At 62.2% G+C, this 15,361-nt stretch carries 15 protein-coding genes; 8 read left to right on the top strand and 7 right to left on the bottom strand.

Annotation, left to right across the window (positions count from 1 at the left end; all coding sequences use genetic code 11):
• Positions 1 to 512: 512 nt before the first annotated feature.
• The gene (locus AC0L3K_RS09325; protein WP_219685704.1) at positions 513 to 725 is read right to left on the bottom strand and encodes a hypothetical protein; all 213 of its coding nucleotides are present in this window, start codon (positions 723 to 725) and stop codon (positions 513 to 515) included.
• A 293-nt stretch (positions 726 to 1,018) separates the two neighbouring features.
• Between AC0L3K_RS09325 and AC0L3K_RS09320 the strand changes: the two genes are divergently transcribed.
• The 4 genes from AC0L3K_RS09320 (at position 1,019) to AC0L3K_RS09305 (ending at position 3,820) form a co-directional block, all read left to right on the top strand.
• Complete coding sequence (locus tag AC0L3K_RS09320; protein ID WP_219685703.1) at positions 1,019 to 1,270, top strand: hypothetical protein; 252 nt, start codon at positions 1,019 to 1,021, stop codon at positions 1,268 to 1,270.
• A 347-nt stretch (positions 1,271 to 1,617) separates the two neighbouring features.
• On the top strand, positions 1,618 to 2,601 hold the full coding sequence (locus AC0L3K_RS09315; protein ID WP_473365789.1) for an alpha/beta hydrolase family protein: 984 nt from the start codon (positions 1,618 to 1,620) through the stop codon (positions 2,599 to 2,601).
• Positions 2,602 to 2,811: 210 nt separating this feature from the next.
• The gene (locus AC0L3K_RS09310) at positions 2,812 to 3,288 is read left to right on the top strand and encodes an NUDIX hydrolase (protein WP_219685701.1); all 477 of its coding nucleotides are present in this window, start codon (positions 2,812 to 2,814) and stop codon (positions 3,286 to 3,288) included.
• Between the two features lie 55 nt (positions 3,289 to 3,343).
• Positions 3,344 to 3,820 (top strand): GNAT family N-acetyltransferase, encoded by a 477-nt coding sequence (locus tag AC0L3K_RS09305; protein ID WP_219685700.1) that lies wholly within the window; start codon positions 3,344 to 3,346, stop codon positions 3,818 to 3,820.
• 70 nt (positions 3,821 to 3,890) lie between these two features.
• Here the strand turns inward: AC0L3K_RS09305 and AC0L3K_RS09300 are convergent, their stop codons facing one another.
• From AC0L3K_RS09300 to AC0L3K_RS09290, 3 genes are read right to left on the bottom strand one after another with little or no spacing between them, the layout of a single operon-like run.
• The gene (locus AC0L3K_RS09300; RefSeq protein ID WP_219685699.1) at positions 3,891 to 4,508 is read right to left on the bottom strand and encodes an Isoquinoline 1-oxidoreductase subunit; all 618 of its coding nucleotides are present in this window, start codon (positions 4,506 to 4,508) and stop codon (positions 3,891 to 3,893) included.
• An 8-nt stretch (positions 4,509 to 4,516) separates the two neighbouring features.
• Positions 4,517 to 5,041 carry a (2Fe-2S)-binding protein gene (locus AC0L3K_RS09295; protein ID WP_007591800.1) on the bottom strand — a complete coding sequence of 175 codons (525 nt, stop codon included), beginning with the start codon at positions 5,039 to 5,041 and terminating at the stop codon, positions 4,517 to 4,519.
• Positions 5,038 to 7,809 (bottom strand): xanthine dehydrogenase family protein molybdopterin-binding subunit, encoded by a 2,772-nt coding sequence (locus AC0L3K_RS09290; RefSeq protein ID WP_473365788.1) that lies wholly within the window; start codon positions 7,807 to 7,809, stop codon positions 5,038 to 5,040. The genes AC0L3K_RS09295 and AC0L3K_RS09290 overlap by 4 nt, the downstream gene beginning before the upstream one ends.
• A gap of 235 nt (positions 7,810 to 8,044) precedes the next feature.
• Here AC0L3K_RS09290 and AC0L3K_RS09285 point away from each other — a divergent pair, with 235 nt between their 5' ends.
• Positions 8,045 to 9,652: a multicopper oxidase family protein gene (locus AC0L3K_RS09285; protein ID WP_219685715.1), complete on the top strand. Its 1,608-nt coding sequence runs from the start codon at positions 8,045 to 8,047 to the stop codon at positions 9,650 to 9,652.
• Positions 9,653 to 9,774: 122 nt separating this feature from the next.
• The gene (locus AC0L3K_RS09280; protein ID WP_007591795.1) at positions 9,775 to 11,397 is read left to right on the top strand and encodes an ABC-F family ATP-binding cassette domain-containing protein; all 1,623 of its coding nucleotides are present in this window, start codon (positions 9,775 to 9,777) and stop codon (positions 11,395 to 11,397) included.
• Positions 11,398 to 11,560: 163 nt separating this feature from the next.
• On the opposite strand, the gene AC0L3K_RS09275 is transcribed toward AC0L3K_RS09280, so the two are convergent.
• Entirely contained in the window at positions 11,561 to 12,094 is a 534-nt protein-coding gene (locus AC0L3K_RS09275) for an REP-associated tyrosine transposase (RefSeq protein ID WP_219683892.1), read from the bottom strand.
• Positions 12,095 to 12,226: 132 nt separating this feature from the next.
• Between AC0L3K_RS09275 and AC0L3K_RS09270 the strand changes: the two genes are divergently transcribed.
• Positions 12,227 to 13,102 (top strand): MBL fold metallo-hydrolase, encoded by an 876-nt coding sequence (locus AC0L3K_RS09270; protein WP_219683893.1) that lies wholly within the window; start codon positions 12,227 to 12,229, stop codon positions 13,100 to 13,102.
• 21 nt (positions 13,103 to 13,123) lie between these two features.
• On the opposite strand, the gene AC0L3K_RS09265 is transcribed toward AC0L3K_RS09270, so the two are convergent.
• Entirely contained in the window at positions 13,124 to 14,215 is a 1,092-nt protein-coding gene (locus AC0L3K_RS09265) for a type II asparaginase (RefSeq protein WP_219683894.1), read from the bottom strand.
• Between the two features lie 219 nt (positions 14,216 to 14,434).
• Complete coding sequence (locus tag AC0L3K_RS09260; RefSeq protein ID WP_007591786.1) at positions 14,435 to 14,683, bottom strand: hypothetical protein; 249 nt, start codon at positions 14,681 to 14,683, stop codon at positions 14,435 to 14,437.
• 203 nt (positions 14,684 to 14,886) lie between these two features.
• On the opposite strand from AC0L3K_RS09260, the gene AC0L3K_RS09255 reads away from it, so the two are divergent.
• Positions 14,887 to 15,357, top strand: coding sequence for a cupin domain-containing protein (locus AC0L3K_RS09255; protein ID WP_473365787.1), 471 nt, complete (start codon positions 14,887 to 14,889; stop codon positions 15,355 to 15,357).
• Positions 15,358 to 15,361: the final 4 nt, after the last annotated feature.

Below are 15,361 nucleotides of genomic sequence, written 5' to 3'. Positions count from 1 at the left end.
CGTACGACAGAGTGAGCGGCACCGTTCGCTGATGGCGAAGTTGGCGCGACAGAACAAGTTGAGGCCGCTCCAACGGGTGGCCATCTCTAATTCCGTCTGCGAACCCTGTTCACTGACCTAGTTTTCTGATGCAGATCGGTTGGCCATTAGGGACAGGGGTGCAATCCCAATTCGGACCGAAGCCGTTATTCAGCTTAGAAGGTGGAAGCCAATAGAAGCTCATAGCTATAAGGCACAGCAGAACGACGATGAATAGAATACCCATCACATCCCCGCACCTTGGATACGGCAGAGGCCATTTCATCACAGCGTCTCAGCCTCGTCCCGCTCTTTTTCCGCATGCAATCTGCGACGTTACGATTGCAACCTGTAAGGGAGGCGCTCTTTCGCGTTACTTAAACGCTTAATTCAAATCGTGCTGATTATCCGCGAGAGCCGCCTGTTGGCCCCTTAGCCGACCCTTCGTGCGCATGCGGGTGAGGACCGCTTGGACTCAAAGCTGACGTTAACGGTCAGTATTTCATACCGTTCAGATCGGGATGATCCTTGTAAATGTTGTCTTGAAGCACGGTGTCTATCTGGGCGATGATATCGCCCATCGATGCCCTCAATCTTAGAAACTCATCTGCTGGAGAGGCTTCTTTGGCGAGCGTAAGCGCCAAGGATAACTCCTCAACGACCCGCTCTGCGTGCTGCTTAAATCGTGCGGCTGATTTCGCGTCCATAGAACCTTCTCGTGGAACAGGGCCTGCCTTGCAAACGGCAGCATACCTGCCTTTGGGACGAGGGAGTCTTCCAAATGGCTAGAGCGCGACTGTTTCCGTTAATGGCCCCATGCCGACGAGCGTCTCAGCCGCCGCGACGTCCGCCGTCGCCGATAAACCGGGGCCGAAGCGATATAAAGTGCGCGAGCAGGGTTGATACCCTTTATTGAAACAACCATAAAGAGTACTAGCTTCGTTGCCGAAATCGGCGAAGGCATCGAATAGGCGGGGTCTAAAGGATGCAGGATTTGGCGTTGGCCATGGTGATTGTTGTGGCTCTCGGAGGAGTCTTGTTCGGTGTGAGATATATGCGTCGCGAAGCTTACCTGCCGTATCACGCTATCGTAGTTGGAAAGCCCTTCAACGAACTCGATTCGGGTGTTCAAGCAATCATTCTCGGCATGCTGAAAATCATTGGCAGTGGTTTTGCCACATTAGGCATTACGCTCCTTTGGTTGTGTTTTGCGCTTTACACGGGCGAACGCTGGCGCCGTGGGCGATCTTGACCGTCTCAGCCGTCGCGCTGATCCCGATGCTGTATGTTGCAATCACATTGCGAACGTTCCGGCCTGGCGCGCCGACGCCTGTACGTCCCACGTGCGTTATGATGATTTTGATTGTGATTGGCGTCGGTCTGTCTTTGTTTACGCAGCATTTTTAGAACGCAGTAGACGTCCGCTTGTGGCCCGTGACGGACCTTAGCTCAGAACACCGCGGCGGCCGCTTTCGGGAGGTGAGCCGACGTGCAATCTGCGCGATGGCTGCTTTTGACCGATAGCGGCGTTCAATGCGGCCACGCAACACACTTCGGCCATGGGCTAATCCGATAGCTCGCTGGCGAATGGGGACGCTGATGGTCAGATTGTATTGGATCTATGCTGCCGTACTCGGCTGCTTGACCTCGTCTGCACAGGCTGCCGGTGTTCAGCTTCTGGATACCGATCCAAGTCTGGCCGGCGCTATATGGTACCCTTGCGCGGCAGCGGCGCAACGAGTGCCGCTCGGCAAACTCACCGTCCAATTTATTGAAGCGATTGAAGGTGCGAAGGACTGTCCTGTCACAGGAACGAAATTGCCACTCGTGATTGTCTCACACGGACGCGGCGGTTGGTTCGGACAACACGATGACACGGTGCAGGCTCTGGCAAACGCCGGATTTGTCGTCGCCTCGATCAGCCTTCCGGGTGACAATGGAAACGATTCCTCGCAGCGAGACAGCCTTTCCATTCTGGCATCCCGGCCCGCCAGCATTATCCGATTGCTTTATTTCATCTTGAATGACTGGAAAGACCGGGCTGCGATTGATTCCTCCAGGATCGGCTTCTTTGGGTTTTCGCTCGGCGCCTATACCGGATTGGTTTTGGCGGGCGGCAATCCCGATCTCCGGAGATTTGCGCTTTACTGCTCGGATGCGAACCGAACGCGGGCATGCGAGCAACTCCGTAGCGGCGACATACCAAACAGCTTGCCTCACGAACCTCGTATCCGAGCCGCAGTGCTCGCCGATACGGCAGTTAACTTTGCCTTTCCCGCCGACCGCTTGGCAGACATAAAAATCCCGCTGCTGATCTGGCGATCAGAGTTTGGGGGTGCAGGCGTAGACCCGAAAAACTCAGCGCTCGTTGCTGAGTCGCTGCCCGGCAAGAAGGAAGTGCGTGTGGTGCCTGCCGGTCATTTTGCTTTCCTGTCGCCGTGCTCGGCAGAGTTCGCGGAGAAGCTTCCTCGCTTCTGTGCTGATCCGCCAGGTTTCGACAGGAGGGCATTCCATCGCGAGTTCAATGCCAGCATCATCGATTTCTTTCGAGAAACTCTCGTTCGCCAGGGTGAGAGCCGCTAAAGCAGCCGATCCATGGAACGCGACAGTAGGGAGCGCTTTTTCCCTTAGCCGAGGGGGCGCCTGAACGCGTCATGTCGGCTCTTGGAGACAAATCCGACGGCAACCCGGCATCCGCCGCTTTTGAACCGTTGCGGACCTCGGACGTCGGGATCAAGATTGGACCTTGAGACCGCGGCGTCGGCCTCAAGTGGGCGCCTCTAGGAGTAATCTTTGCCGCACTCCGAGACCGACGAAATGTCAGTAAGAAAGCAGCTTATCGCGGACGCGATGGTGGTTGATGGTCGAGGACGAGTCTTTGTGCAAAGGCGCTCATTGACGCGCGGGTTGTTTCCCGGGTGTTGGGACCTGATCGGCGGGCACGTCGAAGACAACGAGGATGTTCTTTCTGCTCTGCGCCGCGAAATACATGAGGAGACAGGTTGGCAGCTCAAGAACATCGTTCTTGAGCTAACACCTAAGTATTGGAGCTATGGGCCGACACCCTACGAAGAACGACAGTTCATCGTGACCGTCGACGGGGACCTCACAAAACCAGCTCTCGAAACCGGCAAGTTGTCAGAAACTCTCTGGGTTGATCGTGCGAACGTGGAGAAGCTCAAAGAAAACCGCAAGCCGGATGACCAATTGATCTACAATTCGGTGGTGGAGGCTCTGAACGTTCTGGAGACAGTGCGGCCTCGGATATGAGATTGTGGTTGCAATATGCTCCGCAACTGCGACTTGCTTTGCAAGAGATCACTAGATGAAAGATGCTATTGTCCGTCACGCAACAGAACACGACCTGCATCAGGTTTTGAACCTTTACAGGCATCTCCATCCTCACGAAGCTCAACTGGAGCCAGCTACGGCTGAGCGCGTCTGGTCCAATCTGCTTTCATCGAGCTTTGTGACTGTGATCGTGGCGCAAGCAGGTGAACGGCTTCTATCGTCGTGCACGCTCGCAATTGTGCCCAATCTGTCTCGGGGGGGCCGATCATATGGCGTCATTGAGAATGTAGTCACCCACGCCGACCATCGCAAATTAGGGCTCGGGCGACGGGTCCTCACCTATGCGCTTGAGATCGCATCGCAGGCCGATTGCTATAAGGTCCACTTGGCAACGGGGTCCAAGCGTGAGACGACTCTGCGCTTCTACGAGCGGGCAGGATTCGAACGAGGCGGCAAAACTTACTTCGAAGTGCGGCGGTCTCGGGAATTGGTCCTCAGCCGACTCCTTTAACGTGGGCTGACGATATCTACTCGCAAGTTTAGAGCGGCTATTCATCCAAATCGAATTTGTGAGCACCCGCTCACGGCGCCGGACACGCCGCTCCGGTCTTCGCCCAGGCTTCCACCAGCGTGCCGGCCTGCTGTTGCGTGCCCGGCACGGGCGAGCGGCCGAAGCCGGGCTTCCAAGCCCAGCCGACGAGGGTGTCCTTGCCGATATGGTCGATCAGGTCTTCCACCTTGCGGCCGCCATTGCGCGCAGGATCCCTGATCTGCTCGCAGATCTCGGCGACAGTCTTGCCCTCCCAGGCCATCTCGCGCGGGGCCAGATGCCAGTCGGGATGGCCGGGCATGCGGCCGGGCTCGAAATTGGCCTTCTGGTGGCAGGTGTTGCAGCGCATCGCCTCGAGGCCGTGGCCGTCGGCGCCGCGCGTGACGGGTGGCTGATGCAGGCGGGCATTGTCGCCCTGGTGCGGCCTGTCGCCGGCCGGATGACAATTGGTGCAGCGCGGATGCGTCAGTACCTTGCCGAGTTCGGTGAAGATTGCGGCCGAACGCTTCTCTGTGTCGCCGATCGAAGCAAAGCTCTCGGGTGAGGCGAGGGCGTGGCTTGCCGTCCCCGACGCCGCAAAGCCCGCACTGAGACTGCCGGCGAGGGCGGCGACCACAGCAATCATCTTGAACCGCAGGTCGGAGATCATGATGCGCGTCACTTGGTGGCCATGAGGTAGCGCTTGGAGTCGGCGAGGATCACGTCGCGCACCGCCTCGTGATATTTGACGTAGCCGGTGCAGCGACAGAGATGACCGTCGAGCGCATCCGCGATGGTCTGCTCCAGTGCCTCGCGCGCCACCGGTGTCCGCGACAGGCGCTCCAGCAAGACCTGGCCCTCATTGAGGAAGCCGGCGGTGCAATAGCCGCACTGAAAGGCGAAATGCGCGATGAAGGCCTTTTGCAGGGTCGAGAGCTCGCCGTCCTTCGCGTGCCCCTCGACGGTGCGGATCGACTTGCCGTCGAAATTCACGGCGGGCGCGACGCAGGTCGGGCTGGTGGTGCTGGTGCCGTCGGGCGCGTCGACGATGACGGCGCAGCTCAGGCATTGCGCGGCGCCGCAGCCGAACTTGGTGCCGGTCATGCCCAGCATCTCGCGCAGAAAATCATTCATCGAGAGATCGTCGCGGACGTCCATCGGACCGTGCTTCTGGCCGTTGATGGTGAGGCTGAGGGTCGTCACGCGAGCACTCCCTTCAATAGGCTTGCGGTGACCGGCAGCGCACGGAAGCGATGGCCGGTGGCGTCGTGGATGGCGTTGATCAGCGCCGGCACGATCGGGATCATCACGACCTCCGCCATGCCCTTCGGTGCTTCGTCTGCCGTCTGCGGCTTCAGCATCTCGATCTCGAGATCGCGGAGCGGCAGGTCGGAGCCGCGTGCGACCAGATAGCGCCCGAGATTCCATTCGCCGTTGCCCGGCCCGCCTTCGAACGGGGGCAGGGTTTCGAGCAACGCGTAGCCGACGCCCATGGCGAAGCCGCCCTGGGCCTGGCCCATCACCACCTCGGGCACGAGCGCGGTGCCGCATTCGAGCACGCTATAGGCCTTGGCGATGCGCAAGCTCCCGGTTGCGCGCTCGATCTCGACGCGAACGACCGTGCCGCACATCGAGGTGTAGGCGGTGCCGATCCGGTTGTTGTCGGTCGGCGGAAACTTGACGCTGGTGCGGTTGATCCGCTCGAACTTGCCGTTGCCTTTGCGGATCGCCAGCGCGTCGATGTCGGCGCGGTATTGCTCCCCTAGCAGCGGGAAGCGTGCCCGCGACCACGCCCAGCGCGAGAAGCTGTGCGCAACCGCACCGGTGACGAAGCCGCGCGAATGAGCTGTTGCCGAGAGCACGGAGAGGGCGAGCGGTTCGAGGCCGGGCATGGTGAGCTGGCCGTTCTTCCAGCTTGCGCTGGCCCATTGTCCCGCGCGCGGATCAGTCTTTGCGATGCGCCACAGCTCGAGCGCCGCGGGCCACAGGCCGAACCGGAAAATGACGCGGGCGGCTTCCGCGGCGGAATGGGTGCCGACATGGGCGCCGATCGAGGAGCTCGTCGGCGAGCTGATCGCAGGCACCCAGCGCGGGTTTTTCTCCGCGGCATCCTGGGTCTTCTGGTCCATGGTGGAGGGATCGCCCGACGTGACCAGCCCGAGCACGTCATAGCTGTCGACGCGAGCGACCGAGACCTCGTCGGCGATGGCGCCGAGATGGCCGGCGACGCGGTTGGCCAGCGCCGTCCCGATGCCGTTGCCCATCTCGACATGATCGCAATAGATGACGATCTTGCCGTCAGGGGCGAGCTCGACACGGCCGAGCGAGCCGTCTGCGCCGGAGCCATAATCTTTCGTCACGCAGGCGACGCCGGTGCCGACCAGCCGATCCGACGAGGTCTGCTTGAACTGCGCCCGCTGCTGCCAGATCGGATGCTTCTCGAGCTTGTCGAGGATTTCGGGCGTGCGCACCGAGACGATGTAGGGATTGCCCGTCATGGTCCGACCGTTCTGCGGCAGCGCGTTGCGCCGCCGGAATTCGATCGGATCGTGCTTGAGCTCGGATGCCGCTTCGTCGATCAGGACCTCCAGGGCCGTCATGGCTTGCAGGATGCCGTAGCCGCGCATCGAGCCCGCGCTCACGCCGCGCGAGTGCACCGCGACGGTCCTGACGTCGACCTTCGGAATGTCGTAGATGCCGATCGCGCCGGTGGCCGCGACGACGGCGACGCTGGCCGAGAAATGGGCGAGCCCGCCGCCGTCGAGCACGTGATCGGCGGCGAACGCCTTGATCTTGCCGGTCACGCGATCGATGCCGATGCGCGAGCGCATCTTGATCGAATGGCGCTTGATGCCGGCCTGAAACTGCTGGTAGCGGTCATGCGCCAGCCGCACGGGCTTGCCGGGAAAGCAGACCGCCGCGAGCGCAACATAGAGAATGAAAGGCGTGTGATCGCGGCCACCAAAGCCGCCACCGACATGGGCGAACTGCGCGTTGATGTGCGCCGGCTTGTAGGGCGCGCGGGCCTTGCCCAAGAGATGCGCGATCGATTCCGCCGCCTCGTAGGGCGACTGGACGCCCAACAGCAGTTCGAGATTGCCGCCCTTGCCGTCGTACCAGGCGAGCCCGCATTCCGGCTCCAGGAACATCGGGTCGACCGATTGCGTCTCGAACTCGCGGTCGAGCACAAGCATGGAGGCGTCATCCGCTGCAAGCTCGGCACGGATCTGCTCGCCATATTTCGCCGCCTTGGCGTAATCCGCGGGCATGTCCTTCGCGAGCGGCGACCACACTGGCAGCGCCGCGCTCTGGACCTTCTTGGGCGAGACCCAGCCGGCCTGGAGCGGCGAATAGACATCCGGCTTGTCAGGCGAGGGGCCTGCCACGCGGGTGAAGCGGAAGGCCCCGTAATCGGGGACGACGACTGGCCCGGTCTCCTCGCCGAATTGGACGAACGTGCCGTCGCGTAGCGCCAGACGTGCCTGATCGAAGGCGTCGAACTTCTCGAAGATCAAAAGCGCGACCGGCTGTCCCAGATAGAGCGGCGTCTTGCCGATCGGACAGAACAGGTCGCCCGCGTAGAACTCCGGCACCTGGGTCCCGATCCGGTCGAGATCGGCGGCAGTCACCACGACCGACGGCTTGAGCGCGCCGCCGAGGCGGGCGAGGTCCAGCCCGGTATAGACATGCGTGGCGTCGTTGGCGCGGACCAGGATGGCGTGCGAGGTGGCCTGCGGCCAGCCCTGCAGATCATTGGCGCGGAAGTCGGAAGCGTAAAGCTTCGCACCGGTGACCTTGGCGACGCCGTCGATCCGGCCGGCGCCCGCCGTCGCGGGATTGAACTTGCCGCGTCCAGGCAGCGTCTCGTGCGCTGCGAAGGGCACGCCGGCTGCGGACGCCAGATGTGACAGGCTGACCGAGATGCCTCCCGCCGACAACCACTTCACGAACTCACGTCGCGAAGGCCTCATGATCATATCCTTGTACAGAGTTTCGAGAACATCGGGATGCGGCCAGCATGCGATGTCCGGAGGGCATAGGTCAGCGCCAGCGCGAATCCGTCACGATGCATCCTGCGACGATAGAACGGCTGAGGAGGTTTACAACCAATGAATGTGGTGCGCTTGCGCCTCGAATTGTGGTTTGGTGCTTGCTTTAGAGTCGAATCGAACGGAAGACGGTCCGGCAACAGGGGGCGCAATTCAAATGCAGCAGGATCCGAACGGTGCGTCTTCAGTCACCAGCGCCATGGGCACGACGACATTGTCGCGCCGTCAATTGCTGGATTGCGGTCTCAAGGCGGGCGCGTTGTCGCTGTTCGCAGGTGCCGCAAATGCCCAGCACGCCGTGCACGACCATGCGGGCATGTCCCACACCGCGGACATGTCGCCGAGCATGGGGATGGTCGCTGAAACGCCCGTTCCCGCCATGGACCAAGCGCTGGTCGAGCCCGAGGTGCGGCGGTCCGTCAATGGCGTGCTGAGCACGACCATGCGCGTCGGCTATGCCTATCGCCAGATCGGCGGCGTCAGGCTCTATGTCAGGTCCTATGAGGGCGGCAGCCCCGGCCCGACCTTGCGCATGAAACCCGGCGATACCCTGCGCATCAAGATGATCAACGATTTGCCGCCGAACCGCGATGGATTGCCGGCCGACATCAGCCATCCGCACCAGTTCAACAACACCAATTTCCATTTCCACGGCGCGCATACCAGCCCGAGCGGGATTTCCGACAACGTCATGCGCTCGATGGCGCCAGGCCGCAGCTACAACATCGAAATCACCCTGCCGGCCGATCACACCATGGGCACCTACTGGTATCACCCGCATCACCACGGCAGCGCCGACATCCAGATGTCCTCTGGCATGGTCGGCGCCGTCGTCATCGAGGGTGATTTCGCCGAAATTCCCGAGATCGCCACAGCCCGCGAACGGCTCATGGTGCTCACCCAGGTGGTCTACGATTCCAACGGCATGGTCGAGAATTTCGAGACGCTGTTTCCCGAGACCGCGACGCGCTTTCTCGCCATCAACGGCCAACGCCGGCCAATGATCGAGATGCGGCCCGGCGAGGTGCAGCGCTGGCGCATCCTCAATGCCGCCTATCAGGACGACATGCTGCTCGACCTGGAGAAGCACGATCTGCAAGCGATCGCCTATGACGGCATCCAGCTCGGCGCCATGCAGCCGCTCAAGCAGGTCCTGATTGCGCCCGGTCAGCGCGCCGACATTCTGGTGAAGGCAGGCAGCCCCGGCACCTACGCCTTCAACGCCACGCCCTACGATCAGGGCCACCCTTCGCCGGTCGGGCCCTTGGCGCGGGTCGTGGTCTCGGGCGCGCCGATGGACATGAAGCTGCCGCGCGCCTTGCCGCCGGCTCCGCTCGCGACCATCAAGGACTCCGAGATCACCAACCGCCGCAAGGTGGTGCTGTCGGCGACCGCGCCGGAGGCCGACGCCGCCGGCCATTGGCAGGAATTCGAGTTCTTCGTCGACGGCAAGAAGTTCGACCCCGGCCGCATCGATCAGCGGGTCAAGCTGGGCGCGGTCGAGGAGTGGACCATCGTCAACACGCATGAGCATGACGACCACGTCTTCCACATCCATACCAACCCGTTCCAGGTGATCTCGGCCAATGGCAAGGCGCTGGCGGTGCCGGAATGGCGGGATTCCGTGATCGTGGAGCGCAAGGGCGGCCAGGTCGTGTTCCGCTCGCGCTTCATCGATTTCACCGGCGTCTACATGCTCCACTGTCACATGATGAACCATGAGGAGATGGGCATGATGCAGACGGTCGAGGTCTATAAGGCCTAAGCTGCGGGTCGAATTGCGCGAATTTGGCGGCAGACGGGGCTGATCCGGGCCTGGCCGGGCTTCCCCTGGCGGCCCGCATGGCCTATTGACGCTGCAACGCAACAATCCCCCAAAAAGACCCCATGATCCGCCTCGACAACGTCAGCAAGCAAGCCGGCCACCAGATCCTGTTCATCGAAGCGTCCGCCGCCCTCAACAAGGGCGAGAAGATCGGGCTCGTCGGGCCGAACGGCGCCGGTAAGACCACGCTCTTCCGGATGATCGCCGGCGAGGAACCGCCCGATGAGGGGCAGGTCTCGACCGATCGCGGCATCACCATCGGCTATTTCAACCAAGACGTCGGCGAGATGGCCGGCCGCAGCGCCGTGGCCGAGGTCATGGACGGGGCGGGACCGGTGAGTGCGGTGGCGGCCGAGCTGCACGAACTCGAGACCGCGATGGCCGACCCTGATAAGGCCGACCAGATGGACGAGATCATCGCGCGTTACGGCGAGGTGCAGCACGCGTTCGAGGAGCTCGACGGCTACGCGCTCGACGGCCGCGCGCGCGAGGCGCTGTCCGGCCTCGGCTTCAGCCAGGAGATGATGGACGGCGACGTCGGCAAGCTGTCCGGCGGCTGGAAGATGCGCGTGGCGCTGGCCCGCATTCTCCTGATGCGGCCCGATGTCATGCTGCTCGACGAGCCGAGCAACCATCTCGATCTCGAAAGCCTGATCTGGCTGGAGAAGTTCTTGCACGATTACGAAGGCACGCTGCTGATGACCTCGCACGATCGCGAGTTCATCAACCGCGTGATCTCGAAAGTGGTCGAGATCGATTCCGGCTCGCTCACCACCTACGCCGGCAATTACGAGTTCTACGAGCAGCAGCGGGCGCTAAGCGAGAAGCAGCAGCAGGCGCAGTTCGAGCGCCAGCAGGCCATGCTCGCCAAGGAGATCAAGTTCATCGAGCGGTTCAAGGCGCGCGCCTCTCACGCAGCTCAGGTGCAGAGCCGGGTGAAGAAGCTCGACAAGATCGAGCGGGTGGAGCCGCCGCGCCGCCGCCAGACGGTTGCGTTCGACTTTCCGCCGGCGCCGCGATCCGGCGAGGATGTCGTTGCGCTCAAGAAGGTGTTCAAGGGCTACGGCAGCAAGCGGATCTATGACGGGCTCGATTTCATGATCCGCCGCAGGGAGCGCTGGTGCGTGATGGGCGTCAACGGCGCCGGCAAATCGACGCTGCTCAAGCTCGTCGCGGGCGCGAGCGAGCCGGACGATGGCACCGTGGCGGTCGGCGGCAGCGTCAAGATGGGCTATTTCGCGCAGCATGCGATGGATTTGCTCGACGGCGAGCAGACGGTGTTCGAGTCACTCGAATATGCGTTTCCGACCGCGGGGCAGGGCTCTCTGCGCGCGCTCGCCGGCTGCTTCGGCTTCTCCGGCGACGACGTCGAGAAGCGCTGCCGCGTGCTGTCGGGCGGCGAGAAGGCGCGCCTCGTGATGGCGAAGATGCTGTTCGATCCCCCGAACTTTCTGGTGCTGGACGAGCCGACCAACCATCTCGACCTCGCCACCAAGGAAATGCTGATCACGGCGCTGTCGGATTTCGAGGGCACCATGCTGTTCGTCTCGCATGACCGGCATTTTCTCAGCGTCCTGTCGAACCGCGTGCTGGAGCTGACGCCCGAAGGCATCCACCAGTTCGGCGGCGGCTACACGGAATATGTCGCGCGCACGGGGCAGGAAGCGCCGGGGTTGCGGTCGTAGTGATCGGCGGTAGCCCGGATGGAGCGAAGCGCAATCCGGGTTTCGTGCCGCGTGGGCAGTCGCGCGATGCGGTTGGTCCGGCCCCGGATTACGCTTCGCTCGATCCGGGCTACAGGGGCCCATTGAAATCTTGTAGCCCGGATGGAGCGAAGCGCAATCCGGGTCAGTCTTCGCGTTCGCCGAAGGTACCAACAACCCCTCCAGATCCTCCCCAATCGAGCGGAAGCAGGCCTTCGCGGACGTAGCGGTGGAGCGATGAATGCGGCCAGTCTGCCGGCGAAGAGACGTACCCGTGCTTGACTGGATTGTAGTGAATGTAATTCGTGCATCGTTCAAAATCCGCGTCATCGCGAATGGTGTGCTCCCAAAACCGCCGTTGCCACAGAGAGAACTCGCCACGACGATTGCGGGAGATGGCGGCACCTGAAGTGGCGAGTTGATGCGTGAAGACACTCTTGATGCGCCGCCACCGGCCGGAGAAGTCGGAGTCTGCGTCGGGCATCGTCATGATGACATGCAGGTGGTCCGGCAAGACCACGATTGCATCGATCGTGAACGGCCTGTCGGCGCGCGTCATACGAAATGCGTCGCGCAGTTTGTCAACATGATCGACCAACGCGGATGATCTTCGATCATCCCGCGCCACCGTGAAGAAGAAGGTCCCGCCAGGGACGAAGTTGCGCCGGTAGCGAACCACGCGGGCACCTTCCCGGATTACGCTTCGCTCCATCCGGGCTACAACCAGATCGAGAGATTTGCAATCCATTCGCTTGCTTGCGCGTTTCAGGGGCTCTCGCTACGCTCTTTCAAAAAAGGGAGCGAAACGCGCGTGAAGCAGGTCAGGTTCGGCGACATCACCATCGACGCGGTGATCGAGCGGGAGGGCCCGTGGCGGCGGCCGCAGGATTTTTTCCCGGCCTATGACGAGGGCGTATTCAAGCGGCATTTGCCGACGATGGAGCCGGAGGTGTTCGACGCCGCGCGCGGCATGATGGTGATCACCTATCAGACCTTCGTGGTGCGCACGCCGCGCTATACCATCCTGGTCGATACCTGCACCGGCGAGGACAAGGGCCATCCGCCGCCGTTCGATTTTCCGGGCAAGGCGCGCTGGCGCAACGAGCTGTTCGCGCTCGGCATCGGCTTTGAGCAGATCGACTACGTGTTCTGCACGCACCTTCACATCGACCACACCGGCTGGAATACGAGCTTGCGCGACGGTCGTTGGGTGCCGACGTTCCCGAATGCGAAATACGTCTTCCACAAGGGTGAATATGCGGCCTGGGAGGCCGAGCATGCCAAGGGCTGCAACCCGCCCGGCACCGTGTTTCGCGACAATTGCCTGCCGATCGTCGAGGCAGGCCAGGCGCTCCTGGTGGATGACGATTACGCGCTCGACGACACCGTCACGCTGACGCCGACGCCGGGGCATTCGCCCTGCCATTGCTGCGTGAACATCTTCTCGAAGGGGCGCCGCGCGGTGGTCGCCGGCGACCTCATGCATCATCAGATCCAGTGCCGCGAGCCGGACTGGTCGGCCAGACCGGATTGGGATCCGAAGCAGTCGGCGGTGTCGCGGCGAAAGTTCTTTGCTTCCGTCGCGGACACCGACACGCTGATCCTGCCTGTCCATTTTCCGGCGCCGACCGTCGGCCTGATCAAGCCGCGCGGCGCCGCCTTTGACTACCGGTTCAAGCGGGAGTAGAGCGACCGCAGGTCGGACGCCCTAATAAGTGTAGAACATCCGCTGGATTTCCTTCGTGTCGGTCGTCTTTGTCAGCGCCAGCATCAGCAGAATGCGCGCCTTTTGAGGGTTGAGCGTATCCGAAACGACGAAGTCGTGTTCGTCGTCCTTGGCCTCGCCATTGCGTGCGACGATGCCGTTCCCGACACGGCTGCTGCGAACGATCACGACACCCTTCTTGCGGGCCTCGTCGAGAGCTGGCTCGACCGCGGGCCTGGCCAGGCTGCCGTCGCCGACGCCGGCATGCACGATCCCCTTGGCTCCGGCGCCGACAAAAGCGTCGATCGCGACCCGGTTCATGTTGGCATAGCCGTAGACGATATCGACTTGCGGCAGGACATCGAGGCTGGAGACGTCAAATTCGGAGTCCGCCGTGTGGCGGCGCGTCGATTGACGATAGAAGTACGGCTTGTTGCCCTGCATGTAGCCGAGAAAGCCGAGTTCCGGTGTACGGAAGGTGTCTGCCGTCGAGGTGTTGTTCTTGGTGACATCGCGAGCCGCGTTGATCTGATCGTTAAGAGCAACCAGCACGCCCTTGCCGACGGCCTCGTCACTGCCCGCGAGGATCACCGCATTAAAGAGGTTGATCGGCCCATCCGCGCTGATCGCCGTCGACGGTCGCATTGCGCCGACGACGACGACGGGCTTCTTGCTCTTGACGACGAGGTCCAGAAAATAGCTGGTTTCCTCGATCGTGTCGGTCCCGTGCGTGATCACGATGCCGTCGACGTCGTCCTGCGCGAGCAGCGTGTTGACGCGCTTGGCAAGCTTCAGCCAGTAGTCATTGTTCATGTTCTCGCTGGCGATCTGGAAAACCTGCTCGCCCTTGACGTTGGCCACCGTTTTCAGTTCGGGGACGGCATTCAGGAGGGTCTCTATGCCCACCGTGGCTGCGGTGTAACCGACCACGGTGGTGCTGCTCGCCCCGCTGCCGGCGATCGTGCCGCCGGTTGCGAGCACCATGACGTTGGGCAGTCCCGGGCCCCGCGCGTTCGCGGCTTCAAGTCCGATGAGCAGCGCGAAGAGCATGCTCATTGCCGCGATGAAGTGATGACGCACTCGAGGTTGCCACATCTTGACGTCCCTTTCCTAGAAAGCCTTGTCGATGCGCCCCGCTTCGCTCAGCACCACATGATCGGTCAGTCGAGAGCTCCTGTCTAGGGCGACGCTTTCGGATGATTTGGTCTGGAAGCCGGCACACGCAAACACACACGCGAATGGCCGGGACAAGCCCGGCCATGTGGCAGTTCGTCTGGCGATTGCTCGCTAAAGCAGCAGCGAATTCGCGGCGCCTTACGCGCCCATCTCGCACTTCTTCATAAAGCTGTTCTTGGCGGCGCCGGCGAGCGGCTTGCCCTCGGCGCTGACGGCCTTGGGCGCGCAGGCTTCGGCTTTGCACTTCTTCATGAACGAGGTCTTGGCGGCGCCAGCCAGGGCCTTGCCGTCCTTGCCGACGGCCTTGCTTTCGCAGGTGTCCTCCGCGAAGGCCGAACCCGCTGCAAACGTGGCAACGATCGCAGCCAGGAAAATCCGCTTCATCATGATTGTCTCCCTAAACCAGAAATGGCACGCGGATTGGAGCCGGGAATCGTGGCGCAATCAAGCTGGATGAGCGCCTGCCGTCCGGTCTTCCTGGCGATTTTTCGAACGCGGGTTCGACGGGGCCCACGGTCTGCTGCACTGCTCGCTGACCGGGACGGGCGATCCTGCTAGCTTCGGGCGAGTTTAGCCGAAGGGAGATCGTGATGGAGACCCTGATTGCGAACATGCCGGATGCCGCTTCTGACCGGCATTCTCACCTGGTTCGGCCACAAGACATGGAATGGCAGAAGACGCGCTTTCCCGGCTGCGAGGCCAAGACGCTGCTGTTCGATCGCAGCAGCGGTCTGATGACGGCCTGGATGCGCTTTGCGCCGGGATCGGTGCTGCCCGATCACGAGCATGTCGGCGTCGAGCAGAGTTATGTCATAGAGGGCGCTCTCGTCGACAACCAGGGACCGGCCAAGGGGATTGCCTGCAAGGCCGGCGAATTCATCTGGCGCGAGGCGGGCAGCCGGCATGCGGCCTGGTGCCCGGAGGGCGCCCTGATCCTGGCGATCTTCCAGGTGCCGAACAAGTTCTTCGAAGCCGACGGCCGCGTCGTCGATGCCGCCGGTCAAGATTGGGACCAAACGTGGGGGCACACCAACGCGCAACGGGCGGGGAGGCCGCGATAGGCGG

Source organism: Bradyrhizobium sp. MI1.10 (assembly GCF_055811035.1).
The sequence above is the reverse complement of the archived record's forward strand: the minus strand, read 5'-3'. Positions and strand labels throughout refer to the sequence as shown.

What these genes read in the sequence shown, in the direction of transcription:
- AC0L3K_RS09265 (WP_219683894.1), bottom strand. Translation starts at nt 14,215, where the DNA reads ATGTGGCAACCTCGAGTGCGTCATCACTTCATCGCGGCAATGAGCATG.
- AC0L3K_RS09255 (WP_473365787.1), top strand. Translation starts at nt 14,887, where the DNA reads ATGGAGACCCTGATTGCGAACATGCCGGATGCCGCTTCTGACCGGCAT.
- AC0L3K_RS09260 (WP_007591786.1), bottom strand. Translation starts at nt 14,683, where the DNA reads ATGATGAAGCGGATTTTCCTGGCTGCGATCGTTGCCACGTTTGCAGCG.
- AC0L3K_RS09315 (WP_473365789.1), top strand. Translation starts at nt 1,618, where the DNA reads ATGGTCAGATTGTATTGGATCTATGCTGCCGTACTCGGCTGCTTGACC.
- AC0L3K_RS09325 (WP_219685704.1), bottom strand. Translation starts at nt 725, where the DNA reads ATGGACGCGAAATCAGCCGCACGATTTAAGCAGCACGCAGAGCGGGTC.
- AC0L3K_RS09280 (WP_007591795.1), top strand. Translation starts at nt 9,775, where the DNA reads ATGATCCGCCTCGACAACGTCAGCAAGCAAGCCGGCCACCAGATCCTG.
- AC0L3K_RS09305 (WP_219685700.1), top strand. Translation starts at nt 3,344, where the DNA reads ATGAAAGATGCTATTGTCCGTCACGCAACAGAACACGACCTGCATCAG.
- AC0L3K_RS09290 (WP_473365788.1), bottom strand. Translation starts at nt 7,809, where the DNA reads ATGAGGCCTTCGCGACGTGAGTTCGTGAAGTGGTTGTCGGCGGGAGGC.
- AC0L3K_RS09300 (WP_219685699.1), bottom strand. Translation starts at nt 4,508, where the DNA reads ATGATCTCCGACCTGCGGTTCAAGATGATTGCTGTGGTCGCCGCCCTC.
- AC0L3K_RS09285 (WP_219685715.1), top strand. Translation starts at nt 8,045, where the DNA reads ATGCAGCAGGATCCGAACGGTGCGTCTTCAGTCACCAGCGCCATGGGC.